The sequence below is a fragment of the Bacillus sp. SN1 genome, from assembly GCF_002796895.1.
GTDB classification, from domain to species: Bacteria; Bacillota; Bacilli; order Bacillales; family Bacillaceae; genus Bacillus; species Bacillus inaquosorum.
Window position 1 is genome coordinate 152,171 of record NZ_PHIE01000002.1, and the last position, 25,556, is coordinate 177,726.

General features: G+C 47.3%; 23 protein-coding genes and 1 pseudogene. 17 read left to right on the plus strand and 7 right to left on the minus strand.

The genetic code is table 11. The features are described 5' to 3' along the window. Window positions 1-7: 7 nt before the first annotated feature. Entirely contained in the window at window positions 8-820 is an 813-nt protein-coding gene (yidA, locus tag CVV77_RS09510) for a sugar-phosphatase (RefSeq protein WP_100275245.1), read from the plus strand. 45 nt (window positions 821-865) lie between these two features. Here the strand turns inward: yidA and CVV77_RS22160 are convergent, their stop codons facing one another. Further along, complete coding sequence (locus CVV77_RS22160) at window positions 866-1,006, minus strand: hypothetical protein (RefSeq protein WP_019259936.1); 141 nt, start codon at window positions 1,004-1,006, stop codon at window positions 866-868. Window positions 1,007-1,129: 123 nt separating this feature from the next. Between CVV77_RS22160 and CVV77_RS09515 the strand changes: the two genes are divergently transcribed. The 14 genes from CVV77_RS09515 (at window position 1,130) to CVV77_RS09585 (ending at window position 15,690) form a co-directional block, all read left to right on the plus strand. Then, window positions 1,130-2,116, plus strand: a complete 987-nt coding sequence (locus CVV77_RS09515; RefSeq protein ID WP_100275246.1) for a choloylglycine hydrolase family protein — start codon at window positions 1,130-1,132, stop codon at window positions 2,114-2,116. A gap of 426 nt (window positions 2,117-2,542) precedes the next feature. Continuing rightward, a complete protein-coding gene (locus CVV77_RS09525; protein WP_100275248.1) occupies window positions 2,543-3,868 on the plus strand; it encodes an LLM class flavin-dependent oxidoreductase in 1,326 nt (441 codons plus the stop codon). A gap of 13 nt (window positions 3,869-3,881) precedes the next feature. Further along, window positions 3,882-4,379, plus strand: a complete 498-nt coding sequence (locus CVV77_RS09530; RefSeq protein ID WP_003236337.1) for a GNAT family N-acetyltransferase — start codon at window positions 3,882-3,884, stop codon at window positions 4,377-4,379. A gap of 24 nt (window positions 4,380-4,403) precedes the next feature. Then, entirely contained in the window at window positions 4,404-5,198 is a 795-nt protein-coding gene (locus tag CVV77_RS09535) for an amino acid ABC transporter substrate-binding protein (protein ID WP_100275249.1), read from the plus strand. A 22-nt stretch (window positions 5,199-5,220) separates the two neighbouring features. Continuing rightward, window positions 5,221-5,895, plus strand: coding sequence for an amino acid ABC transporter permease (locus CVV77_RS09540; RefSeq protein ID WP_100275250.1), 675 nt, complete (start codon window positions 5,221-5,223; stop codon window positions 5,893-5,895). Window positions 5,896-5,907: 12 nt separating this feature from the next. Beyond that, entirely contained in the window at window positions 5,908-6,657 is a 750-nt protein-coding gene (locus CVV77_RS09545) for an amino acid ABC transporter ATP-binding protein (protein WP_003236332.1), read from the plus strand. Window positions 6,658-6,673: 16 nt separating this feature from the next. Then, a complete protein-coding gene (sndB, locus tag CVV77_RS09550) occupies window positions 6,674-7,816 on the plus strand; it encodes an N-acetyl-sulfur-metabolite deacetylase SndB (protein ID WP_100275251.1) in 1,143 nt (380 codons plus the stop codon). Continuing rightward, window positions 7,813-9,150, plus strand: a complete 1,338-nt coding sequence (locus tag CVV77_RS09555; protein ID WP_100275252.1) for an MmgE/PrpD family protein — start codon at window positions 7,813-7,815, stop codon at window positions 9,148-9,150. Before sndB ends, CVV77_RS09555 begins: the two co-directional genes overlap by 4 nt. 70 nt (window positions 9,151-9,220) lie before the next feature. Further along, on the plus strand, window positions 9,221-10,333 hold the full coding sequence (eutH, locus tag CVV77_RS09560) for an ethanolamine utilization protein EutH (RefSeq protein WP_100275253.1): 1,113 nt from the start codon (window positions 9,221-9,223) through the stop codon (window positions 10,331-10,333). Between the two features lie 71 nt (window positions 10,334-10,404). Then, complete coding sequence (locus CVV77_RS09565) at window positions 10,405-11,232, plus strand: DUF1206 domain-containing protein (RefSeq protein ID WP_100275254.1); 828 nt, start codon at window positions 10,405-10,407, stop codon at window positions 11,230-11,232. 134 nt (window positions 11,233-11,366) lie between these two features. Continuing rightward, window positions 11,367-12,308: a DNA-binding transcriptional repressor DeoR gene (deoR, locus tag CVV77_RS09570; RefSeq protein WP_100275255.1), complete on the plus strand. Its 942-nt coding sequence runs from the start codon at window positions 11,367-11,369 to the stop codon at window positions 12,306-12,308. 105 nt (window positions 12,309-12,413) lie between these two features. Continuing rightward, entirely contained in the window at window positions 12,414-13,085 is a 672-nt protein-coding gene (deoC, locus tag CVV77_RS09575; RefSeq protein WP_100275256.1) for a deoxyribose-phosphate aldolase, read from the plus strand. Window positions 13,086-13,178: 93 nt separating this feature from the next. Then, window positions 13,179-14,360 (plus strand): nucleoside permease NupC, encoded by a 1,182-nt coding sequence (gene nupC, locus CVV77_RS09580; RefSeq protein WP_003236317.1) that lies wholly within the window; start codon window positions 13,179-13,181, stop codon window positions 14,358-14,360. A gap of 28 nt (window positions 14,361-14,388) precedes the next feature. Next, window positions 14,389-15,690 carry a pyrimidine-nucleoside phosphorylase gene (locus CVV77_RS09585; RefSeq protein ID WP_060399867.1) on the plus strand — a complete coding sequence of 434 codons (1,302 nt, stop codon included), beginning with the start codon at window positions 14,389-14,391 and terminating at the stop codon, window positions 15,688-15,690. A gap of 43 nt (window positions 15,691-15,733) precedes the next feature. On the opposite strand, the gene CVV77_RS09590 is transcribed toward CVV77_RS09585, so the two are convergent. The 6 genes from CVV77_RS09590 to hutP all read right to left on the minus strand — a co-directional run bounded on the left by CVV77_RS09590 (window position 15,734) and on the right by hutP (window position 23,207). Continuing rightward, the gene (locus tag CVV77_RS09590; RefSeq protein WP_003236315.1) at window positions 15,734-17,161 is read right to left on the minus strand and encodes an amino acid permease; all 1,428 of its coding nucleotides are present in this window, start codon (window positions 17,159-17,161) and stop codon (window positions 15,734-15,736) included. A gap of 78 nt (window positions 17,162-17,239) precedes the next feature. Beyond that, on the minus strand, window positions 17,240-18,196 hold the full coding sequence (gene hutG, locus CVV77_RS09595) for a formimidoylglutamase (protein WP_100275257.1): 957 nt from the start codon (window positions 18,194-18,196) through the stop codon (window positions 17,240-17,242). Continuing rightward, the gene (gene hutI / locus CVV77_RS09600; RefSeq protein WP_100275258.1) at window positions 18,189-19,454 is read right to left on the minus strand and encodes an imidazolonepropionase; all 1,266 of its coding nucleotides are present in this window, start codon (window positions 19,452-19,454) and stop codon (window positions 18,189-18,191) included. The genes hutG and hutI overlap by 8 nt, the downstream gene beginning before the upstream one ends. 12 nt (window positions 19,455-19,466) lie before the next feature. Beyond that, complete coding sequence (gene hutU / locus CVV77_RS09605; RefSeq protein WP_100275259.1) at window positions 19,467-21,125, minus strand: urocanate hydratase; 1,659 nt, start codon at window positions 21,123-21,125, stop codon at window positions 19,467-19,469. Continuing rightward, entirely contained in the window at window positions 21,122-22,648 is a 1,527-nt protein-coding gene (hutH, locus tag CVV77_RS09610; RefSeq protein WP_100275260.1) for a histidine ammonia-lyase, read from the minus strand. The genes hutU and hutH overlap by 4 nt, the downstream gene beginning before the upstream one ends. A gap of 112 nt (window positions 22,649-22,760) precedes the next feature. After that, window positions 22,761-23,207, minus strand: a complete 447-nt coding sequence (gene hutP, locus CVV77_RS09615) for a histidine utilization transcription antiterminator HutP (protein WP_003236310.1) — start codon at window positions 23,205-23,207, stop codon at window positions 22,761-22,763. A gap of 373 nt (window positions 23,208-23,580) precedes the next feature. On the opposite strand from hutP, the pseudogene CVV77_RS22675 reads away from it, so the two are divergent. Together CVV77_RS22675 and abnB are read left to right on the plus strand one after the other, a co-directional pair. Continuing rightward, window positions 23,581-23,745: pseudogene (locus CVV77_RS22675) on the plus strand (hypothetical protein); the annotation flags it as partial. Window positions 23,746-23,884: 139 nt separating this feature from the next. Then, window positions 23,885-25,303 carry an arabinan endo-1,5-alpha-L-arabinosidase AbnB gene (gene abnB, locus CVV77_RS09625; RefSeq protein ID WP_100275261.1) on the plus strand — a complete coding sequence of 473 codons (1,419 nt, stop codon included), beginning with the start codon at window positions 23,885-23,887 and terminating at the stop codon, window positions 25,301-25,303. Window positions 25,304-25,556 lie beyond the last annotated feature (253 nt).

Sequence of the window (25,556 nt, forward strand, 5' to 3'; positions counted from 1 at the left end):
ATGCAGGATGTACAAACTAATTGCAATTGATATGGACGGAACACTTTTAAATGATCATCATGAAGTAACAGAGGAGGTCCGCAACGCGCTTCATGCGGCAAAAGCGGAAGGTGTCAAAATTGTGCTTTGCACCGGCCGGCCTATCGGGGGCGTGCGGAGATATTTAGATGAATTAAATTTAATTGAAGAAGGTGACTATGTCATCGCGTATAACGGAGCGCTTGTTCAAAATACGCATACAAATGAAGTGGTCACGGAGCTGTCTCTCGGATATGATGATTTGACTTCATTATATGACCTGAGCTTAGAGCTGAAGACGCCGATGCATTTCTTTGACTCATCTAACCTGTATACGCCTAACCGGGATATCAGTGAATTTACCGTATACGAATCCTATGTGACACAAGTGCCGCTTCATTACCGCAAGATTGACGAGGTGCCAAAAGATATCCTCATCCCGAAATTGATGTTTATTGATAAACCGGAGAACTTAAGCCACGTCATTACATCAATTCCAAAAGACGTGAGAGAAAAATATACGATGGTCAGAAGCGCGCCTTTCTTTTATGAAATTCTTCATCCTGAAGCCAGTAAAGGAAATGCCGTACGTCAGCTGGCGCAGCTGCTTGGAATTGAACAGGAGGAAGTTATGTGCATAGGCGACAACGGGAACGACCTGACAATGATTGAATGGGCGGGCTGCGGCGTTGCCATGGCAAACGCCATCCCAGAAGTATTGGAAGCCGCAAACTTTCAAACACGTTCCAACAATGAACATGGTGTTGCGCATGCCATTCACGAGCTTGTTTTGGCGAAATAATGAAATCCAGCCTCTTAGAAGGCTGGATTTTTTGTTATCTCGGCTTTATTGTGCCAAGTACGGTCTGTCTTTTTGCGGAATGGACGCTAAGATTTCTTTTCCTGCTGCAGAGGCCTGTAGAAATAAAAAGGAAGCAATCACCATAAACATCAGCATCGTACATTTTTTCTCATGAACGAATTTCATTACCTTTCTTTTGGAAGGTAATGTTAATCTTTTGACGAACCTATTTGACTTTCGTTATGCTGATAAAACAAGTTGTTCACAAAATGTATGATTTTATCCTGAATTGAAAGGGGACTGAATCAGATGTGCACAAGTCTTACATTGGAAACTGCTGACCGGAATCATTTATTAGCGAGGACAATGGATTTCGCATTTCAGCTGGGGACGGAGGTCATTCTCTATCCGCGCCGTTACAGCTGGAAGAGTGAAGCTGACGGAAAGGTGCATCAGACACAGTACGCGTTTATCGGTATGGGGAGAAAACTTGGAAATATATTATTTGCAGACGGTGTTAATGAAAGCGGTTTATCTTGTGCGACGCTTTATTTTATGGGATATGCGGAGTACGAAAAAACGATACGGGGAGACGGCGTTCATATTGCCCCGCATGAGTTTGTCACATGGGCGCTGTCAGCCTGCAAGTCTTTGGAAGACGTAAAAGAAAAGATCCACTCTTTAACGATTGTGGAGAAGAAATTAGATCTACTGGATACAGTTTTACCGCTGCACTGGATATTGTCAGACCGGACGGGACGCAGCCTGACGATAGAACCGAGAGCAGACGGCATCAAAATCTATGACAATCAACCAGGTGTCATGACGAACAGCCCCGACTTTTTATGGCATGTGAGCAATCTTCGGCAATATATAGGAATAAGGCCGAAACAATTCGAGAGCAAGGAGATGGGCGGATTAACGCTGTCCGCTTTTGGCCAAGGCTCGGGTACTGTGGGTCTGCCGGGAGATTATACACCGCCTTCACGGTTTGTAAGAGCTGTTTTTCTGAAGGAACATCTAGAGCCGGCGGCAGATGAAACGAAAGGAGTATCAGCAGCTTTTCAGCTTTTGGCAAACATGGCGATACCAAAGGGTGCTGTAATAACGGAAGAAGACGAAATTGATTATACGCAATATACTTCTGTAATGTGCAGCAACACGGGAAACTACTACTTTCACCACTACGACAATCGGCAAATCCAAAAAGTAAGTTTATTTCATGAAGACCTTGACCGTTTGGAGCCTAAAGTGTTTTCCGCTAAATCAGAAGAAAATATTTTAGAGCTTAATTAAGGTTCAATCAGCTGATTCCGGTATGATTCGGGATCAGCTTATTTTTTTGTGCAATGTCACAGTTTCTGAATGACAACGTCGATCACGCGCGTTTATTTGCAATGAGCAAAAACAGCGACAAAAGAGATGGCGAAATCAAAAATGCGTAAGGTTGGAAGCACAGATAATGTGCAAGCTGCATTCATTTATATAAAAAACTTTGGATTAAAACTGAGTCTCAGCATCATCAGACTCAGTTTTTTTTTCGAATATACAGGTTGCATTAATGCCGCCCCATTTTCAGCTAGAAAAGAAAAATTTTTTCTCAATTCATTGACAAACTCCCAAGACAAATGTACATTTTGATTTATTCATATTAAACAACTAGGAATATAGTAGTTTATTTTTCGGATTTTTCAGCCAAAACATAATAAAAGGAGAAACGTCATGACAAGCAAAAAGAAACAAATCAAATTAGGGGTTTTCCTTGCTGGGACAGGACATCATGTGGCGTCTTGGCGGCACCCGGACGCGCCTTCAGATGCGAGCATGAATTTGGATTATTTTAAAGATCTTGCAAAAACAGCGGAGCGAGGCAAGCTGGATATGCTGTTTTTAGCGGATAGCCTATCAATTGACAGCAAGTCTCACCCAAATGTGTTAACAAGGTTTGAGCCATTTACCTTGCTCTCTGCTTTGGCGCAGGTCACATCAAGAATCGGATTGACAGCAACAGCTTCCACCACATACAGCGAGCCATTTCACATTGCCAGACAATTCGCTTCACTGGATCATCTGTCCAACGGCCGTGCCGGATGGAACGTCGTCACTTCATCTATTGAATCAACAGCGCTTAATTTCAGCGGTGAAAAGCACCTTGAACACCATTTGCGTTATCAGCGGGCAGAGGAATTTGTCGAGGTTGTAAAGGGACTTTGGGATTCATGGGAAGAGGACGCCTTTATCCGCAATAAAGAAACAGGTGAATTCTTTGAGAAAGAAAAAATGCACGAGCTTAACCATAAAGGAGAATATTTCTCGGTTCGCGGGCCTCTGAACGTTTCAAGAACGCCGCAGGGACAGCCGGTGATTATCCAGGCGGGATCATCAGGAGACGGAAAAGCGCTGGCTGCCAGAACAGCAGAAGTGATCTTCACAGCGCAAAACCATCTGGAATCGGCTCAAGAATTTTATCAATCGATCAAAGAGCAGGCAGCCGAATTCGGACGTGACCCAGAAAAAATTGCAATCATGCCGGGGATTTTCCCGATCATTGCTGATACCGAAGAAGAAGCACAAGCCAAGTACGAGGAGCTTCAAGATCTGATTATTCCATCCGTCGGTCTGCAAATTCTCCAAAATTATTTAGGCGGAATTGATTTGTCTTCGTATCCGCTTGACGGGCCGCTGCCGAAGCTTGCCGCGGATGCTTCCAATGCGGTGAAGAGCCGGTTCAAGCTTGTTCAAGAAATGGCTGAACGAGACAATATGACGATCCGTGAGCTTTACAAATACGTTGCTGGCTCCAGAGGCCACCATATCTTCGTCGGCACACCGGAACAGCTCGCTGATAAGATGCAGGAATGGGTGGATCAGAAAGCGTGTGACGGGTTTAATATCATGCCTCCGCTCCTTCCGGAAGGAATTGAAGTGTTTGTTGAGAAAGTGGTTCCGATTTTACAGGAGCGCGGCATGTTCAGAAAAGAATATGAAGGCACAACATTGAGAGAGCACTTCGGTTTGGAAAAGCCGGTAAACCGTTATGCGAAGTAAGGAGGAACGCTAGATGAAGGCACAATATCGTCTTGCAGTTGAACGTGATGCCGAACAGCTTCTCGAGCTGACATTGCGGGCTTATGAACCGATTCGAAAGCTCGGCATTCGTTTTGCAGCCGCTCATGCGGACTTGGATTTGGTGTTAACTAACATCAGGAAAAACGCCTGCTACGTCATGGAAGAGGACGGGCGGATCATCGCGACCATCTCCTTAAGAATGCCGTGGGGACAGCAGCCGGGACCTTATGGCGTTCCGCATATCTGGTGGTTCGCTGTTGACCCTGACACCGGTCAAAAAGGAATCGGAACAAAGCTGCTTCAATGGCTTGAGGAAACGATCCTTCGTGATACGTTAAAGGTTCCGTTTGTCTCACTTGGAACAGCGGATAAGCATCCGTGGCTGATTGAGATGTACGAACGAAAAGGCTATGTCCGCGCGGGTGAACAAGACCTTGGCAAAGGGCATATGACAATCTATATGAAAAAACAATTGCGAAATGATCTATAAAAGAGAAAAGGCGGGGAAATCAAAATGAAAAAGAAAAAGTGGACTGTGCTGTTAGTTGCCGCATTATTAGCGGTGCTCTCAGCTTGCGGCAATGGTAACGGCAGCAGTAAAGAGGATGACAACGTACTTCATGTCGGTGCAACCGGGCAGAGCTACCCATTTGCTTATAAAGAAAACGGAAAACTGACAGGTTTTGATGTGGAAGTGATGGAAGCGGTCGCTAAGAAAATTGACATGAAGCTGGACTGGAAGCTGCTTGAATTCAGCGGGCTGATGGGGGAGCTTCAAACAGGAAAGCTTGACACCATTTCCAACCAGGTAGCAGTGACAAATGAACGCAAGGAAATGTATCACTTTACTGAACCATACGCTTATGCGGGAACACAGATTGTCGTCAAAAAAGACAATCATGACATCAAATCAGTTGACGATTTAAAAGGGAAGACGGTCGCTGCCGTTCTCGGTTCAAATCATGCAAAAAACCTTGAAAGCAAAGATCCTGATAAAAAAATTAATATCAAAACATACGAAACACAAGAAGGCACGCTGAAGGATGTCGCTTACGGCCGCGTAGACGCTTATGTCAACAGCCGAACTGTGCTGATGGCGCAAATTAAGAAAACCGGCTTGCCGTTAAAGCTTGCAGGAGATCCGATTGTTTACGAACAAGTTGCATTCCCATTTGCCAAGGACGACGCGCACGACAAGCTTCGCAAAAAAGTCAATAATGCGCTTAATGAATTGCGTAAAGACGGAACACTGAAAAAGCTCTCCGAAAAATATTTTAATGAAGATATCACAGTAGAACAGAAGCATTAAGAAACGGCGGTGAATCACCAGAATGAACACAATTGATTGGGAATTCATGATATCAGCGTTCCCGACTTTAATTCAGGCTCTTCCGATTACCTTGTTTATGGCTGTAGCAGCTATGATTTTTGCGATTATCGGAGGACTTATTCTTGCACTCATCACAAAGAACAAAATCCCAGTGCTTCATCAGCTGTCAAAGCTGTATATCTCTTTTTTCCGGGGCGTGCCGACACTTGTGCAGCTGTTCTTAATCTACTACGGGCTGCCGCAGCTATTTCCGGAGATGAGCAAAATGACAGCTCTCACAGCTGCCATCATCGGGTTAAGCTTAAAAAACGCAGCTTATTTAGCAGAAATCTTCCGTGCCGCCCTCAATTCTGTTGATGACGGGCAGCTGGAGGCGTGCCTGTCTGTCGGCATGACAAAACTTCAGGCATACAGACGGATTATTCTGCCGCAGGCTGTCCGAAATGCGATTCCGGCAACGGGCAATACATTTATCGGACTACTCAAAGAAACGTCATTGGCCTTTACATTAGGGGTCATGGAGATGTTCGCCCAAGGGAAGATGTACGCATCAGGAAACCTCAAATATTTTGAGACGTACTTGGCGGTTGCGATTGTCTATTGGATTCTTACCATTATCTACAGCATATTGCAGGACTTGTTTGAACGCGCCATGAGCAAGCCATACCGGACTTAGAGGTGAAATCAGTTGATAACAGTAAAAAATATTCGCAAAGCGTTTAAAGACCTCGTCGTGCTCGACGGAATCGATCTAGAAGTGAAACGCGGAGAAGTAGTGGCGATCATCGGTCCGTCCGGTTCTGGAAAATCAACGCTTCTCCGGTGTTTGAATTTACTAGAGCGTCCGGATCAAGGCCTCATTGAAATAGGGGAAGCCAAACTGAATGCGGAAAAGTTTACACGCAAGGAAGCACACCGGCTTCGCCAGCAAACGGCCATGGTCTTTCAAAACTACAATCTGTTTAAAAATAAAACCGCTCTGCAAAACATTACAGAAGCTTTAATCGTGGCTCAACACAAATCACGTGATGAAGCAAAACGCATTGGAATGGATATTCTGAAACAAGTCGGTCTAGAGCATAAAGCTGACAGCTATCCGATCACAATGTCCGGCGGCCAGCAGCAGAGAATCGGCATCGCGCGGGCACTTGCGGTCAATCCGCATGCGATTTTGCTGGATGAACCAACTTCTGCGCTTGACCCTGAGCTCGTCACAGGGGTGCTTCAGGTTATTAAATCCATCGCGGAAAAACAAACAACGATGATCATCGTGACACACGAAATGGCATTTGCAAAAGAGGTCGCTGATAAAGTGATATTTATGGCAGATGGCCATATTGTTGAGCAGGGAACGCCGGAAGAACTGTTTGACCATCCGAAAAATGAGCGGACTAAGAGATTTATCAAGCAGGTGGGAGAGCCTGCAGAGCTTATATAAGAAGGGGAGAAGAACAATGGCCGACAAAACGTTTCATACCCGTTTAATCAATATGCGGCGTGATCTTCATGAACATCCTGAACTGTCATTTCAAGAGATTGAAACGACGAAAAAAATCCGCCGCTGGCTTGAGGAAGAGCATATCGAGATTCTTGACGTTCCTCAATTGGAAACAGGCGTGATCGCGGAAATCAAAGGGCAGGAAGACGGCCCCGTGATAGCAATACGAGCGGACATTGATGCGCTCCCGATCCAAGAACAGACGAATCTGCCGTTTGCATCTAAGGTTGATGGCACGATGCATGCGTGCGGACACGATTTTCATACTGCTTCCATTATCGGCACGGCCATTTTGCTGAATCAAAGAAGAGCCGATCTGAAAGGTACTGTCCGCTTTATCTTTCAGCCAGCGGAAGAAATAGCCGCAGGAGCAAGAAAGGTAATAGAAGCTGGCGCACTTGATGACGTTTCTGCGATTTTCGGCATGCATAATAAGCCGGATCTGCCTGTCGGGACCATAGGTGTAAAAGAAGGTCCGCTCATGGCAAGTGTTGACCGATTTGAGATTGTCGTCAAAGGGAAAGGCGGACACGCCGGCATCCCGAATAACAGTATTGATCCTATCGCTGCAGCCGGACAAATCATCAGCGGCCTGCAATCTGTGGTCAGTCGCAACATCAGCTCATTGCAAAACGCGGTCGTCAGTATTACAAGAGTACAGGCGGGCACTTCGTGGAACGTGATTCCAGACCAGGCTGAAATGGAGGGCACCGTTCGAACCTTTCAAAAAGAAGCGAGACAGGCTGTTCCGGAGCATATGAAACGAGTGGCTGAAGGAATTGCGGATGGCTATGGGGCACAAGCAGAATTCAAGTGGTTTCCTTATTTGCCTTCCGTTCAGAATGCCGGCACATTTTTGAACGCGGCATCTGAAGCTGCGGCACGGCTTGGCTACCAAACCGTTCATGCTGAGCAGTCTCCGGGCGGAGAAGACTTCGCTCTGTATCAAGAAAAGATCCCGGGATTTTTTGTCTGGATGGGAACGAACGGTACAGAGGAGTGGCATCATCCGGCCTTTACATTGGATGAAGAAGCCCTGACGGTTGCCTCTCAATATTTTGCTGAGCTGGCTGTTATTGTACTGGAGACCATCAAATGAGCAGACAAGGGCTGACGGCAGGGCTTGCAGAGGCTGTGAGAACGTCACAGCCTGAGCATTCAATTGACGCGATGCGTGAAGCAAAAAAAGGATTACTCGACTTTACAGCCGCTTCATTCGCAGGAAGAGAAGATAAAGGAATTCAAAAGCTCCTTCGCCTGATTGAGGATGAAGGAGGAAAGCCCCTTGTCCCTATTATCGGGCAAGGAAAAAAGGCCGCGCCATTACAATCCGCGATGCTCAATGGTTTTATCGCCCATGCATTGGATTTTGATGATGTCCACTCCGATGTAAGAGGGCATCCCAGTGCAGTCATCGTGCCGGCTCTTATGGCTTCTGCCGCTCGCGGACATGACGAGCGGCTTCTTGGCGCTTATATTGTCGGTGTTGAAGTGATGGCAAGGCTGGGCGAATCAATTGGCACCCGCCACTATGAAAAGGGCTGGCATAATACAGGAACGCTTGGCGCAATCGCTGCTGCCTGCGCCGCAGGTTACGCAGAGGAACTGACTCAAGAAGAGCTGGAAAAAGCCATTGGTTTTGCAGCTACGCAATCTGCCGGGATGAGGGCGCAATTTGGAACAGAAATGAAACCGCTGCACGCCGGGCTGGCAGCTCAGGCTGGCCTGCTAGCCGTTAAGCTGGCTCAATCAGAATTTGGCGGGTCCCGCACGGCACTTGATGGAGAAGCTGGTTTCTTCGGTCTGTACGGCGATTTGGAAAAAGCACATAACACTTTGCTAAACCGTTGGGGCGCACCATGGAGAATCGTGAAGCCGGGCCTATGGTTTAAAATTTATCCATTTTGCTCCGCGGCACACCATGCCGCAGATGCGATACGCAAACTTGTCTCCGAGCAAGCCATTTCTGCCGCCGATACCGAGCGGGTTGAAGTGATTTTTCCGCCAGGCGGAGATGCTGCATTAACGGAAAGATCGCCGAAAACTGGAGAGGAAGGCCGTTTCAGCGTTGAATATGTCATTGCCCTTGTTTTGCATGGACATGAGCTGACCGCTGAGCATTTCAACAGCCAGCCGATCCCAAGCGGTATTCAAACGACAATAGAACATATTCAGCGAGTGTATGACAATGCCATTCAGCCGGCTCCTCATGCCGTTCCAAAAGGCCGTTTCACAATTATCCGGGCCTATTTATCAGACGGCCGCATATACGAAGCGCGTGTGGACTGTCCAAAAGGAGCTCCCGGCAATGAGCTGTCTGAAGAAGACATAAAAGAAAAACTGACATTAACGGTTCCGTATGAAAAAGCGCGAGACATCATAACAGCAGTTGAGCAAGCAGATATAAAAGAATTTTTGGCGCATATTGAATAAGATTCAGCTCTATTAACCGATTTCAGATGATATGATAAAACCAATCATACGTTTTGAAAAAGGAGAAACCATGACGGTGAATGACGCGGTTGTATTCATTTTGGCTGCCTTTTTACTATGGGGAGCGGCGGATTATTGTTTAGGGAACAGATGGGGGCTTGGCGAGCGGTTTGCGAACGGCTTCAAGGCCATGGGGCCGCTGGCGCTGTCCATGATCGGAATTGTGTCGCTGGCACCCGTACTGGCGTCCATCCTGATTCCAATCGTCTCTCCGGTTTACACAGCGATTGGCGCCGATCCTTCATCCTTTGCGAACACCATCTTGGCGATTGATATGGGAGGATATGCGCTCGCTGGAGAAATGGCGAAAGATCCAGAAGCCGGAGTATTTTCATGGGTGTTTTTAGGAACGATGATGGGGCCGGCAATCGTCTTCACGATTCCCGTCGCTCTAGGCATCATCGAAAAAGAGGATCACCCGTACTTTGCAAAAGGAATATTAATCGGGCTGTGTACAGTGCCAATCGGTTGCTTCATCGGCGGATTATGCGCAGGCTTTGACATCGTCATGATAGGTACAAACCTCCTGATTCCGAGTCTTTTGTCTGCTTTGATCGCTTTTGGGTTATGGCGGTACACCAACAGCATCATTCGTTTATTTCATCTTTTCGGAAAGGCTGTCAGTGTGATTGCGATTATCGGGCTTGCAGCTGTCTCCGTTGAAACGCTAACCGGCATTGTGCTGATACCAGGAATGGAGAACATCGAAACAGGGGTACAAACAACAGGCACCATCGCCATTGCCTTGGCAGGAGCTTTTCCGATGACGGCCTTTATCACAAAAGCCTTTAAAAAACCGCTTCAGGCACTGGGGAGATGCTTTCATTTAGATGAGACAGCAACAGCAGGCTTGGTGACCTCATTGGCTCATCATATTCCAATGCTGGCCTCATTAAAAGATATGACGCCGAGAGGAAAGGTCATCAATGTCGCATTTGCGGTTAGCGCAGCCTTTGTTCTTGGCAGCCATCTCGGTTTTGTGGCCGGAATGAAAAAAGAAATGGCGGCTGCTATGATCATTGGAAAAATAACTGGGGGAATTACAGCTGCGGCAGCGGCTGCCTGGATGACGCCCGCACAATCAGCTGATCAGCAAAAACATGTCTCAGCCGGACATGGCTGAGACATAAGCTGTTTCAACTTCGTCCAATCGGGAATGTTACAGTAAGGATTCTGTGAAAGAGGGTTGGACACATGGCCGTGAAAGACCAGTACATGTCAAAAATCAAACAGGAAACCAAGCCTTGGGTCAAGCGATTCGGGAGGCTTGGTTATTTTGCATTTGGCGTCGTTTTTATCCTGCTCGGGATTTTAGCATGTATGACGGCTGCCGGGGCGGGCGGCGCGAAAGATTCGAGCGGAGCGCTCCAAACGTTATCACGCATGCCGTATGGGTCATTCTTGCTTTTTTTCATAGGCGTCGGCCTTATCGGTTATGTGATCTGGATGATGTTGAGTGCACTTAAGGACACGGAGGGCCATGGGACAAGCAGGCGCGGTCTGTCGCGGAGAACGGGGAATTTTTTCAGCGCCGCCGTTTACGCATCCATTGCTTGGAAAGCCTTGCGCTTTGTATTTGGCCAAGGGGACGGCAGCACTTCAGAGCAGACGTGGTCCGCTTATGTATTGGCGCAGCCGTTCGGCCAATGGCTCACAGGGCTTACGGGAGCAGGTTTTATCCTCTTTGCGATTGTTCAATTTATAAAAGGTATCCGGGCTGCTTTTATGAAAGAATTTGATACGTCAAAAATGAACAAACACATGATATGCATTGCAAAAAACACCGGGCGTGCAGGCAATATCGCCCGCGCCATTATTTTCTCAGCCATCGGCTATTTTCTCATCAAGACAGCCATGACCGCTGATCCTGACGACACAAGAGGCTTTGACGGCGCGCTCGCCGAACTCGCGCAGCAGCCGCATGGTAAAATGATTCTATCTTTTTTAGCGTTTGGACTGATCCTATATGGACTGTACGCTATTATGAAAGGGATTTATCAGCATATGACATGGGAGAAGTAAGCTCTGGTCGGACCCGCATCCAGAGCATTTTTCAGTTTCTGAGAAATCAGGTGGATGAAAGCCGGCGCCAGCCTGTATAATAAAAGCAAATCGAAAGCAGTTGCATCATGAACTGATCCACAGGGAGGTGCGGAATGGATCGGGAAAAACAACAATTAAGCATAGAAGCGGCAAGGCTTTACTATCAGTCTGACTACAGTCAGCAGCAAATTGCTGAGCAGCTCAACATTTCAAGGCCGACCGTTTCCCGGCTGCTGCAATATGCAAAAGCAAAAGGATTTGTCCAGATTCGCGTGATGGACCCTTTTGAAGATTTGGATGCGCTCGGTTCCATGCTTGAAGAGAAATACGGGCTTCTCGAGGCGCATGTTGTGTTTTCTCCGACACCCGATTATGCAGGAATTACACATGACCTCAGCCGCTATGGTGCAGAATATATGCATGAAACGGTAAAAGACGGCGACATTGTCGGTGTCAGCTGGGGAACCACCATGTATCAAATCGCGCAAAACATGCAGCCGAAGCAGGTAAAAGGCGTCGAGGTCGTCCAGCTAAAAGGCGGCATCAGCCATTCCCGGGTAAACACGTATTCCGCTGAAACAATTCAGCTGTTTGCGGAGGCTTTTCAAACGATGCCGCGCTATCTCCCGCTTCCCGTCGTGTTTGATAATGCGGATGTGAAGCGAATGGTGGAGAAAGACCGTCATATTGAGCGAATCATCGAGATGGGCAAGCAGGCGAATATCGCTCTCTTCACGGTGGGCACTGTCCGTGACGAAGCGCTGTTATTCCGGCTCGGTTATTTTAGTGAAGAAGAGAAAGCCCTGCTGAAAAAACAGGCTGTCGGGGATATCTGTTCACGCTTTTTTGATGCGAAAGGGAACATTTGCAGCGCCGCCATCAATGACCGGACCATCGGCGTCGAGCTTGAAGATCTCAGACTGAAGGAACGCTCCATTTTAGTGGCCGGCGGGAGCAGAAAAGTGTCCTCCATACACGGTGCGTTAACGGGGAAATATGCCAACGTTTTAATCATTGACCAGCATACCGCAAGGGAGCTTGTTAATGATTTGTGACACGTTCAAACCGTTTGCTGAACAAAATTTCAATTACCAATTTACATATGTTCAAAAGTCGGTTATGCTAAAAAATATCTTAACAAAAAAGGAAGTGTGCGAAGGATGTCATTAGCTAACATAATTGATCATACAGCTTTGAAACCGCATACACAAAAAGCGGAAATTCTAACATTAATCGAAGAAGCAAAAACATACAAGTTTGCTTCTGTATGTGTAAATCCCACATGGGTGCAGCTTGCTGCAAAAGAGCTTGAGGGAACAGGAGTTGATGTTTGTACGGTCATCGGCTTCCCGCTCGGTGCCAACACAACGGAAACAAAAGCGTTCGAAACAAAAGACGCCATTTCTAAAGGCGCCACTGAAGTGGACATGGTCATTAACATTGCGGCTTTGAAAGACAAGGAAGATGACGTTGTTGAAGCGGATATTCGCGGTGTGGTGGAAGCTGCAGCCGGAAAAGCGCTTGTCAAAGTCATTATCGAAACATGCCTGCTGACTGATGAAGAAAAAGAACGTGCATGCCGTTTAGCGGTTTCTGCTGGAGCGGATTTCGTGAAAACATCAACAGGCTTCTCTACAGGCGGCGCAACGAAGGAAGATATCGCTTTAATGCGCAAAACAGTAGGCCCTGATATCGGCGTGAAAGCATCCGGCGGCATCAGAACGAAAGAAGATGTAGACACAATGGTTCAGGCGGGAGCGAGCCGAATCGGCGCAAGCGCAGGCGTTTCCATTGTAAAAGGAGAAAACGCATCCGGCGGAGACAACTACTAAGAAGCTGACGGAAGGCACATTGCTTTCCGTTGCTTATCTTTCTTTTCAGGGGAAACAGTTATTGTAAGCGAATACAAATAAAGGAGAACACATATGAAGTATTTGATTGGGATTATCGGTTTAATCGTGTTTTTAGGCCTCGCGTGGATCGCGAGCAGCGGGAAAAAAAGAATTAAGATCCGCCCAATTGTTGTTATGCTCATTTTGCAATTTATTCTCGGCTTCATTCTCCTCAATACCGGGGTAGGGAATTTCCTCGTTGGAGGATTTGCAAAAGGATTCAATTACCTGCTTGAATACGCGGCAGAAGGAATCAACTTTGTATTTGGCGGTTTGGTGAATGCGGACCAAACGACATTCTTTATGAATGTTCTCTTGCCAATCGTGTTTATTTCCGCTCTGATCGGGATTCTGCAAAAATGGAAGGTCCTCCCGTTTATTATTAAATATATCGGACTTGCCCTCAGCAAGGTAAACGGAATGGGAAGACTGGAATCGTATAATGCAGTCGCTTCTGCTATTTTAGGGCAGTCGGAAGTATTTATCTCCTTGAAGAAAGAACTCGGTCTTTTAAATCAGCAGCGCTTGTACACGCTTTGCGCTTCTGCGATGTCAACCGTATCAATGTCAATCGTCGGCGCGTATATGACGATGTTGAAACCGGAATATGTTGTAACGGCGTTAGTCTTGAACTTATTTGGCGGTTTCATTATCGCTTCTATTATTAATCCTTACGATGTTGCTAAAGAAGAGGATATGCTTCGTGTTGAAGAGGAAGAAAAACAATCCTTCTTCGAAGTGCTCGGAGAATACATCCTTGACGGATTCAAAGTAGCGGTTGTCGTCGCTGCGATGCTGATCGGATTTGTCGCGATTATTGCCTTGATTAACGGTATTTTTAACGCAGTATTCGGTATTTCCTTCCAAGGCCTTCTTGGATATGTGTTTGCTCCATTCGCTTTTCTTGTCGGTATCCCATGGAATGAAGCTGTTAATGCGGGAAGCATTATGGCAACAAAAATGGTATCCAATGAATTTGTCGCCATGACGTCGCTAACGCAAAACGGCTTCGACTTCAGCGGCCGTACGACAGCGATCGTATCCGTGTTCCTTGTGTCATTTGCGAACTTCTCTTCAATCGGAATCATTTCCGGTGCCGTAAAAGGTCTGAATGAAAAGCAAGGAAATGTTGTTGCTCGCTTCGGCTTGAAATTATTATACGGCGCTACGCTTGTCAGCTTTTTATCAGCGGCAATTGTGGGCTTGATTTACTGAACTTAATCGAAAAGGATCGGTGACTATAATGAGAATGGTAGATATCATCATCAAAAAACAGAACGGTAAAGAACTCACCACAGAAGAAATTCAATTTTTCGTGAACGGCTATACGGATGGAAGCATTCCTGATTACCAGGCAAGCGCGCTTGCCATGGCGATTTTCTTCCAGGATATGAGTGACCGTGAACGTGCGGACTTGACGATGGCTATGGTGAACTCCGGTGAAACGATTGATCTTTCTGCCATTGAAGGAATTAAAGTCGACAAACACTCTACCGGCGGCGTCGGTGACACGACAACACTCGTTCTCGCCCCGCTTGTTGCGGCTCTTGACGTGCCCGTTGCCAAAATGTCCGGCCGCGGCCTCGGACATACGGGCGGGACGATTGATAAATTAGAGGCGATCGACGGCTTTCACGTGGAACTGACGAAGGATGAATTTATTAAGCTCGTGAACCGTGACAAGGTCGCTGTCATCGGCCAAAGCGGCAACTTGACGCCGGCTGATAAAAAACTGTACGCGCTTCGGGATGTAACGGGAACGGTCAATTCCATCCCGCTGATCGCAAGCTCGATTATGAGCAAAAAAATCGCTGCCGGGGCGGATGCGATCGTGCTTGACGTAAAAACGGGGGCGGGAGCCTTCATGAAAACGGAAGAAGACGCGGCTGAACTCGCCAAAGCGATGGTGCGCATCGGAAATAATGTCGGCCGCCAAACAATGGCTGTTATTTCTGATATGTCCCAGCCGCTCGGCTTTGCGATCGGAAATGCGCTTGAAGTCAAAGAAGCGATCGACACGCTCAAAGGCGAGGGACCTGAGGATCTTCATGAGCTTGTCTTAACGCTCGGAAGCCAAATGGTTGTGCTTGCGAAAAAAGCCAATACTTTGGACGAGGCGAGAGCGAAGCTGGAAGAAGTCATGAAAAACGGCAAAGCGCTTGAGAAATTCAAGGACTTCCTGAAAAACCAAGGCGGCGACAGCTCGATTGTTGACGATCCGTCTAAGCTTCCGCAAGCTGCATATCAAATTGATGTGCCTGCCAAAGAAGCGGGTGTCGTCTCCGAAATCGTCGCGGACGAAATCGGCGTCGCAGCGATGCTGTTAGGGGCCGGACGCGCCACAAAAGAAGACGAAATCGATTTAGCCGTCGGCATCATGCTCCGCAAAAAGGTCGGCGACAAGGTAGAAAAAGGCGAACCGCTCGTGACGCTTTATGCCAACCGCGAAAACGTCGATGAAGTCATCGCGAAAGTCTATGACAACATCCGCATCGCAGCGGAAGCGAAGGCGCCGAAGCTGATTCATACGTTAATTACAGAATAAAAATAACAGCACATCCCATCCTGATTGGGGTGTGCTGTTTTAATTAAAGGATATGATCGATCGGATATTCCTCTTGGCTGATTTTTTTTGTTTTCTCAAACTTTCTTTTGAAATAGAAGATAAGATAGCAAAGGATGATACAAGGAATTCCGCAGAATAGTGCGATTCTTTGATTGGGATCAAAAGCAAGACCGATACAAGAAGCTGAGCATAATAAAAGAGCGGCTATAGGCATCAGAGGGTAAAGTGGCGTGCGAAATGTCAGATCTTTTACATTTCCTCCTTTTTTAAGAAATCTCTTGCGAAACAAGAGTTGGGACAGCGCAATGCTCATCCAGACCACGACTCCTGCAAATCCAGCAATCGCTACCATCACCACATATACAGTTCCAGGCGCCACGATACTGGAAACGAGAGATAAACAGGATACGGCCATACTGATCATTAAGGCATTTAAGGGAATGCCTTTAGATGTGACTTTCTTAAAACGGGAGCTGATCATGTTTTCATTTGCTAACGACCACATCATGCGGGTTGAAGCATATAGGCCTGAATTGGCGACGGACAGCAAGGCTGTTAATATCACGAAATTCATAATATCTGCGGCGTAAGGGATTCCGATCTCTGCAAATACGGCTACAAACGGGCTTTCAATCACGCCTGCTTCCTTCCACGAAATTAACCCGGATAATACGAACACAGCGCCAATGAAAAAAATGACTGTCCTCCATGCGACATTACGGATGGACCGCGGAATATCCTTTTGAGGATTTGCTGATTCTCCTGCTGTGACTCCGATTAATTCTGTTCCGGAAAAGGCAAAGCTCACAGATATCATGGCGATAAATACGGCGAGAAAGCCATTTGGAAACAATCCTCCATGATCTGTGAAATTTGACAACATAGGAGCATCAGCCGTCCCGTTTAAAGAGATCAGGCCAAACATGGCGGCTCCTCCTAAAATGATAAATAAAATGATCGTGACAATCTTCACGCTGGAAAACCAAAATTCGGTTTCCGCAAATAACTTGACTGAAAATGCGTTGCATACGAAAAGGAGAACTGCAAAAATCGCACTCCACATCCATACGCTGCTGTCAGGAAACCAACGCTGCATGAGAATACCGGATGCGGTAAACTCAGAACCTACCGTCACCACCCAATTTACCCAGTACATGATGCCGACCATAAAACCGGTTGATGGCCCGATGAATGTTGTGGCGTATTTTTGAAAGGAACCGGTCACCGGCATGGCGACCGACAATTCACCGAGACATTGCATGACGAGATACATCATCAACCCGCCGATTAAATAAGCGAGTATCGTACCGCCGGGTCCGGCTTGGTTTAGCGTATAACCCGTGCTGAGGAAAAGCCCTGTCCCTATGACGCCTCCCAATGAGATCATAAATAAGTGCCTGCTTTTCATCGTGCGTTTTAGCTGTTGACCGCTGTTCTCCTGAAGATTCACCGTCTCGCCCTCCTTTTAGCTGCCGTTCATTAGGCAGATGAGTTTCTCGTGCCCAAAATAAAACCTGCCAGAAGATCACTAGAATTGGGAGCGTTTCATTCCTTTTAATGCGTGTAACAGAACGTGAGCTGCGGCTCTGCTTGTCATATCCCGAAAGTCGAGGGTAGGATCAACTTCAACAATTTCAATCCCGGCAACATTGGATTGCTGTGCGATGTAATTAACTGCTTCGAGCAATTCATCTGTATAGAGGCCGCCCGGGCCAATCGCTGGACAGCCGGGTGCATGGGACTGGTCTAAGACATCCATATCAACGGAAATAAAAATGGAGCCTGCTTTTGTTTGAACGGCAGGAAGAATCTCTTTTATCGTTGGGATTAATCCTTTTTCACGAATCATGCCCATCGTGTGAATGTTCACGTTATGTTTTTTCGCATATGTTTCATATGCCAGGCTGTTGCTGAATTCTCTGATCCCCAGTTGAATCAAATGTTGGCCTTCAATAATTTTCTCATCCAAAAGGCGGCGGAAGGGAGTGCCGTTTGTCGGCCCCCCGTCCTCCGTATTCCGAACATCGTGATGGGCATCAAATTGAATCACTGCTGTCGTTCCTTTCGTTTGCGCGATCGCTTTTATGGTAGAGTAGCTGATCGAGTTATCTCCCCCCAGTATGAGCGGCATCCAATCTGGATGATCCGACAGCAGAGCATGCATGGTATAGAAGATTTGCTGATGTGACTTTACAATATCAGTTACGTGAATATCGATATCCCCCAAATCGTAAAGAAGATCTGATACGACATGTCCGCCAAGCTCAGCAGAATAGGCCGATGAATGTTTCAGTGCCTGGCGGATTGTTCCGGGGGCAAAGGAAGCGCCGGAATGACTGATGGAGGATTTTGATAGGGGGACACCTATCAATGCCGGCCCCTTAATGCCTTGGCCGTCCCATTTTGCTATCAGATCGCCCATTTTTGTTACATCCCGGTCTTTAAACGAAGAACCTGCCTCTCTGAGAAAAGGGTATTTATCCAAGAATGGCTCCCTCCCTGTTGACTACAATTGTTCCGTTTTTCATGACTTGATGTACATGATTGACGCCGTAGTGATATGGAATATACATATAATTCGAGGCTTGCCAAATGACAAGATCAGCTGATCGGCCGGGTTTAAGCTGACCGGCTTCTTCTCCTTTTCCTATGGCATGTGCGGCATTGACTGTGACCGCATGCCATATTTCTTCTGCAGTCATTTTCAGATGAAGAGCGGCAATGGACATGATCAGCTGGATATTTTCAGTCGGCGAGCTGCCAGGATTAAAGTCCGTTGCCAAGCTGACACATACACCCTCATCAATCATGTCTCTTGCCCTGGCGTATGTGCTTTTGCCAAGATAAAATGTCGTGCCCGGCAAGAGGACGGCGATCGTTCCAGACTCAGCTAATTTCTTTATGCCTTCGTCTGAGGCGCCTACCAAATGGTCGGCTGAGACAGCCTTTAGCTCTCCCGCTAATTCAGCTCCTCCAAGCGGATCGATTTCATCTGCGTGTATTTTTAACCCGAAGCCAGCCTCAGCCGCTTTTCTTAAATAGCGGCGGGATTGACTGACGGTAAAAACGCCTGTTTCTGTAAAAATATCTGCATAGCTGGCGAGCTCATTCTCTTTGATTTCCGGCAAAAGGTTAAGCATTTGATCCAGAAATTCATCTGGATTGTTTTGATATTCGGGAGGGATCGCATGGGCTCCCATAAACGTGGAGACAAGGTCAACAGGCTGGCTTTCATGCAGTTTTTTTGCGACACGCAATTGTTTCAGCTCTGTTTCTTTTTCCAAGCCATAGCCGCTTTTCACTTCAGCCGTGGTTGTGCCGTAGGACAGCATTCTTTGCAGATGAAAATGGCCTTTTTGCAGCAAATCTTCCTCTGAAGCCGCCCTGGTGTGTTTGACAGTAGACAGAATCCCGCCGCCCTGCGCGAGAATATCTAAATAAGAGATGCCCTGAAGTTTTAGATTCATCTCCTTTTCCCGAGATCCGCCAAATACAAGATGGGTATGCGGATCGACGAGACCCGGCGTTACAAGCCGTCCCGAACAATCAATGATTTCGTCTGCCTCGTAACCGGCTTCAGCCCCTTTTTTTCCGGCGAACACAATTTTCTGTTCATGGATGCCGACAACAGCGTCTTCGATCACATGAAGATCCTGCATGCTTTTGCCTGCACGGGGGCCGCTGCTTTCCATCGTTAAAAGCTGACCGATGTTAGTGAGAATCGTATCAATTTGTTTCGGCATGTCATCACTCCTTTATTTTTGCATCGGCACGATAATGTCCTGTTTTTTCGCTACTTCAACCGCACGTTCATAACCCGCATCGGCATGGCGGATAATGCCCATTCCCGGGTCGCTCGTTAAGACCCTGGCGAGCCGCTCGTCAGCCAGCTCACTTCCATCGGCAACTGCAACCATACCGGCATGCAGGGAATAGCCCATTCCGACGCCGCCGCCATGGTGGAAGGAAACCCAGCTTGCACCCGCGGCCGTGTTGACAAGCGCATTGAGCACAGCCCAATCGCCGACAGCGTCACTTCCATCCTTCATCGCTTCTGTTTCCCGGTTTGGAGAGGCGACAGACCCGCAGTCTAAATGATCTCTCCCGATAACGACAGGCGCTTTTAGCTCCCCGTTTCTGACCAACTCGTTAATGGCAAGGCCCATTTTTTTCCGTTCTCCGTATCCAAGCCAGCAAATACGGGACGGCAAGCCTTGGAACGTGACTTTTTCCTGTGCCATATCGATCCAGCGGTGAAGGGCTTTATTGGCTGGGAACAGTTCTTTTAATAAAGCATCCGTACGGTAAATATCTGCCGGATCACCGGAAAGCGCCGCCCAGCGGAACGGCCCTTTTCCTTCACAGAATAAGGGGCGGATGTAGGCAGGGACAAACCCCGGAAAATCGAAGGCATTCACCAGGCCTTCATCTTTTGCGACTTGCCGGATATTGTTGCCATAGTCAAATACAACAGAGCCCTTTTGTTGAAATGCCAGCATGGCTTCCACATGTTTTTTCATGCTTTGCTTCGCAAGGCGTACGTAAAGGTCTGGATTGTCTTGGCGCAAACGATCAGCTTCCTCAAGTGAATAGCCCTCGGGAACATAACCGATTAATGGGTCATGGGCGGACGTCTGATCCGTCACAATATCGATTTTGACGCCTCGGTTCAAAAGTGTGTGGTGAACCTCAGCCGCGTTTCCGAGAAGAGCAATGGATAGAGGTTTTCCTGCCAGCTTTGCCTCTTCAGCCCACGCTAAGGCTTCCTCAATCGAGGCTGTTTTTCGATCGCAGTATTTTGTTTCGATCCGCTTGTCGATACGTTTCTCATCAACCTCGACGGCAATGACGACTCCTTCATTCATCGTGACAGAGAGCGGCTGGGCGCCTCCCATTCCGCCGAGACCGGCTGTCAGCGTCAATGTTCCTTTTAAGCTTCCTCCGAAGTGCTGTCTCGCAAGCTCAGCGAAAGTTTCATAGGTTCCTTGCAATATGCCCTGTGAGCCAATGTAAATCCAGCTGCCTGCCGTCATCTGTCCGTACATCATTAACCCTTTTTTCTCAAGCTCGTGGAAATGCTCCCAGTTCGCCCACTTCGGAACAAGAACAGAATTTGCTAAAAGCACGCGCGGCGCCTGCGGGTGAGTACGGAACATGCCAACGGGCTTTCCGGATTGCACGAGCAATGTTTCATCATTTTTTAGTGTTTTCAAGGAACGCTCAATGGCGTGAAAAGCGTCCCAATCCCGTGCGGCTTTGCCAATCCCGCCATATACAATGAGGTCCTCCGGCTTCTCGGCAACTTCCGGATCAAGGTTGTTTCGAAGCATCCGAAGCACCGCTTCTTGTTCCCATCCTAAGCATTCAAGCTCTGTTCCCTTGTTGGCACGGATTGATTTTTTTACATGAGTCATATGTTCATCCCCCTCAGTTCTTCATTCTGATAATCAGGTAATAAAGATTCCTTCTTGAGCCAGTCAGTCAAGCGTTCAATGTCATAGGAAAAAACACGGTCCTGCTGAATGGACGGCACGACTTTTCTCATTTCTTGAAAAAGCTGTTTGGTATAGGATGCCGCATGTTCTATGCCTCTGTATTCAACCGCCTGCAATGCGCAAATCGCTTCGATCGCAATGACTCTTCTTGTATTCGCGATCACCTGATAAGCATGCCGCGCAGCGATGGTTCCCATGCTGACATGGTCTTCTTGGTTGGCGGATGACGGAATAGAATCCACACTCGCAGGATGGGCCAGTGTTTTATTTTCAGAAACGAGTGAGGCCGCGGCATACTGCATGATCATTGCACCGGATTGCAGACCGGGATGAGGGCTTAGGAACGGCGGCAGGTCATTCAGCTGCGGATTCACAAGGCGTTCGATCCTGCGTTCTGCGATATTCGCAAGCTCTGAAATTGCGATTTTTAGAAAATCCATGGCAAAGGCGATCGGCTGTCCGTGAAAGTTTCCGCCAGAAATGACTTTGTCACCATCATTGAAAATGAGAGGATTGTCCGTAGCTGCATTCATTTCAATTTCTAATTTTTCTTTGACATAGCCTAATGTCTGCCAAGTCGCACCGTGTACTTGTGGAATACAGCGCAATGAATATGCATCCTGGACACGCAGTTCTCCTTGAGAGGTAGTCAGGCTGCTGTCAGATAGATAAAAACGAATTCGTTCTGCGACATCGATCTGCTCCTGATAGCCGCGGGCTGCGTGAATATCCTCGTCAAATGCATCTATAATTCCTCGCAGCCCTTCAATCGTTAAGCTGGCAATGCGTTCGGTTTGATAGGCTAGTTTTTCTGCTTCAATGTATGCTACCACACCCATAGCAGTCATAGCCTGAGTCCCGTTAATCAAGGCAAGCCCTTCCTTGGATGTCAGCGTTACCGGCTGAATACCGGCTTTTTTCAAGCCCATCATTGCCGGCATTCTCTCCCCCTCAAAAAAGACTTCTCCTTGCCCGATCAGCGCAAGCGCCAGATGGGAAAGCGGCGCCAGATCCCCGCTTGCGCCAAGTGATCCCTGCTGTGGAATGACAGGATGGACGCGTTTATTTAAAAAGGCAAGCAATTGTTCAATCAGCTCCGCACGTACACCGGAAAAACCTTTTAACAGCGCATTGGCGCGCAAAAGCAGCATGGCCCGAGAAACACACTCAGGAAAAGGATCGCCGACACCGCAGGCATGTGAAAGGATTAAATTCAGCTGCAGCGCCGCCGAGTCTTCTTTCTGAATCAGGACATCACTGAATTTGCCAAATCCGGTGGTGATGCCGTATATTGTCTTTTCTTCGTGAACAATCCGCTCCACTGCCGCTCTGCTTTTTTTCACGCGCTCCATACTTTCCTCGGAAGCCGCTGCCTCTTCAAAATCAAACAGCACACGAGCAACGTCGACTGTTGTCAATGAAGAACCGTCTAAAGTCACCATAAGCCCAACTCCTTTTTCTTTACTTTGGTAAAGCGCCCATACAAAAAGGGGCTATGCTGTGAAAATTTGATTTCACGCATAGCCCCCTATCGTCTATGATCTATGGGCTGTTTCATATGTGATTGATTCCAACGCCGAATGTCTCATGCTCAAGACCTTTAATCGGCGCCCCGATTGTTCCGTAAAGCGAGACAGCAATCCAATCGCCTTCCGCTTCACTTTCATAAGGATTTCCCCTCAAAACGGCAAACCTCAGGCCAACCGTCCGAAGCAGCGATCCAAGCAGCATTTCACCTCTGGTCACGCCATGCAAAGCCTCCATCGTCGCATGATAAAGCGCATGTGACTCGCGATAGCCCTCAGATTGAATGACACCACTCTTTTTGGAAGCGGTTTCAATTGCGGCCACTACTTTATGCGCGTCCATTGATCCTACCTTGCCGAGACAGACCTTCCATCCATCTCGCTCCAGCTCCCCGACCTGTGTGCTTTCTTCCGCTTCATTCAGCAGCAGAAGAACAGACAGCCGGCCGATCCGGCGCTCTTTGTGCAGTGTCATATGAATCACTCAATTCCTAAAAATTCTGATAACTATTAACTGAGTATTATATTAATTGGTTCAGCAGCAGAAGTCAAAAGGTTTTTTACAGTCTTTAACAAGTTAGATTGCTATTGTAATAGCGTGACAGAGAAAGCAGGACGGGTTTTCTTTCAGCACATTGCACACAGTAGCCAGACAGGAGTGCGGGCGGCGGCTGTCGTACTCTAGATATGAGTTTACTAAGTCACATTTTTCACAAGGTATTTTCTCACGAGCCAGCTGAATGACATCCTGCACTGCCAAGCCAACTGACACAGATGTTGACGAGCAGTCAGGCATGATCTTAAAAAACGCCGACAACGAAATGGCTGTCATAATAATGAGGGTGAAAATGGCTTCACAGTCGACGACTTTACGAGACCGGAGCAAGCAGTTATTACGTGTACGCGAATGGAAAAATAGAAGTGATGAAAGAAGGAGAAACAGCAAAAGAGTTGAACTATGAAGTAGAGGATATGCAAGCAGCAGTTCTGCGCAAAACAGACAGACATCAGTCTGGCAATGTCAGAGAACAGTGGGGAATCACCTATCCGTTTGAATATGAAAACATCCGGCTTTCATAGCGGGCCGGTGTTTCTTCATAGAGAAATGTAAGCGCTTAAAAATTTAATAAAAAAGTGAGGCGAATTGTTTAGATGTTCAACCGATTGTTCCGTGTATGCTTTCTGGCAGCCCTTATCATGGCCTTCACCCTGCCAAACTCCGTCTATGCGCAAAAAGCAGAAAAACCAGTATTTAAAGAGGTCAGCGTCCATGATCCTTCCATCATTGAGACAAACGGCACCTTTTATGTTTTTGGATCTCATCTCGCTTCAGCTAAAACGAAGGACCTCATGCAATGGCAACAGCTGACCACCACCGTCAGCAACGACAACCCACTTATTCCAAATGTCTATGAAGAATTAAAAGATACCTTCGAATGGGCGCAATCCAATACCCTTTGGGCTGCTGACGTCACGCAGCTGGCTGACGGCAAATACTACATGTATTACAACGCCTGCCGCGGTGATTCGCCAAGATCTGCCATGGGCGTTGCCGTCGCTGATAACATCGAAGGCCCGTACAAAAACAAAGGCATCTTTTTGAAATCAGGCATGGAAGGCACAAGCAGCGATGGAACACCGTATGACGCAACCAAACATCCGAATGTCGTTGACCCGCATACCTTCTTTGATAAAGAAGGCAAGCTGTGGATGGTGTACGGATCATACTCAGGCGGCATTTTCATTCTTGAAATGAATCCGAAAACGGGCTTCCCGCTTCCTGGGCAAGGATACGGCAAAAAACTGCTCGGCGGCAACCACAGCAGAATCGAAGGCCCGTATGTTCTCTATAACCCAGATACCAAGTACTACTACTTATACCTATCATATGGCGGTCTCGATGCAACAGGCGGCTATAACATCCGTGTCGCCCGCTCTAAAAAACCGGACGGTCCTTACTATGATGCAGAAGGCAACTCAATGCTTGACGTCCGCGGCAAAGAAGGCACATTCTTCGACGACCGTTCGATCGAACCGTACGGCGTCAAACTCATGGGCAGCTATTCATTTGAAACAGAAAATGAGAAAGGAACCGGCTACGTCTCACCAGGCCACAACTCCGCATACTATGACGAAAAAACCGGACGCTCCTATTTAATCTTCCACACCCGCTTCCCGGGCAGAGGTGAAGAACACGAAGTCAGAGTTCACCAAATGTTCATGAACAAAGACGGCTGGCCGGTAGCAGCGCCATATCGTTACGCAGGAGAAACTCTGAAAAAAGTAAAACAAAAAGACATCACAGGAACATACAAACTCATCCAGCACGGAAAAGACATCTCAGCCGACATCAAAAAAACCATCAACATCAAACTAAACAAAAACCACACCATTTCCGGGGAAATGACCGGAACATGGCAGAACACCGGAAAAAATACCGCCGACATCACGTTAGCGGGCAAGAAGTATAAAGGGGTATTTTTACGCCAGTGGGATTCAGTGAGGGAGAAGAATGTGATGACATTTAGTGTGTTGAATGGCAGCGGTGAGGCTGTTTGGGGATCTAAATAAGATGGAGAAGCGCCTTCTAGAGAAGGCGCTTTTTTATGAGCTTTATTGACTATAAGAAATGGTTGAGCGAGAGAAAAAAACGAAGTGATAGCGGGGTTCAAGACCTAAACGAAAAGTCCCCATTATGATGATTCTCCCTCTTACAAAGTTATGAAATCGAATTTTTAGCTATTTAGAACCGGGATAACGATCCTCAAGACAATCCTTTTTACCTATTTATCCAATATGACCCATCATGTAATATGAAAATAGT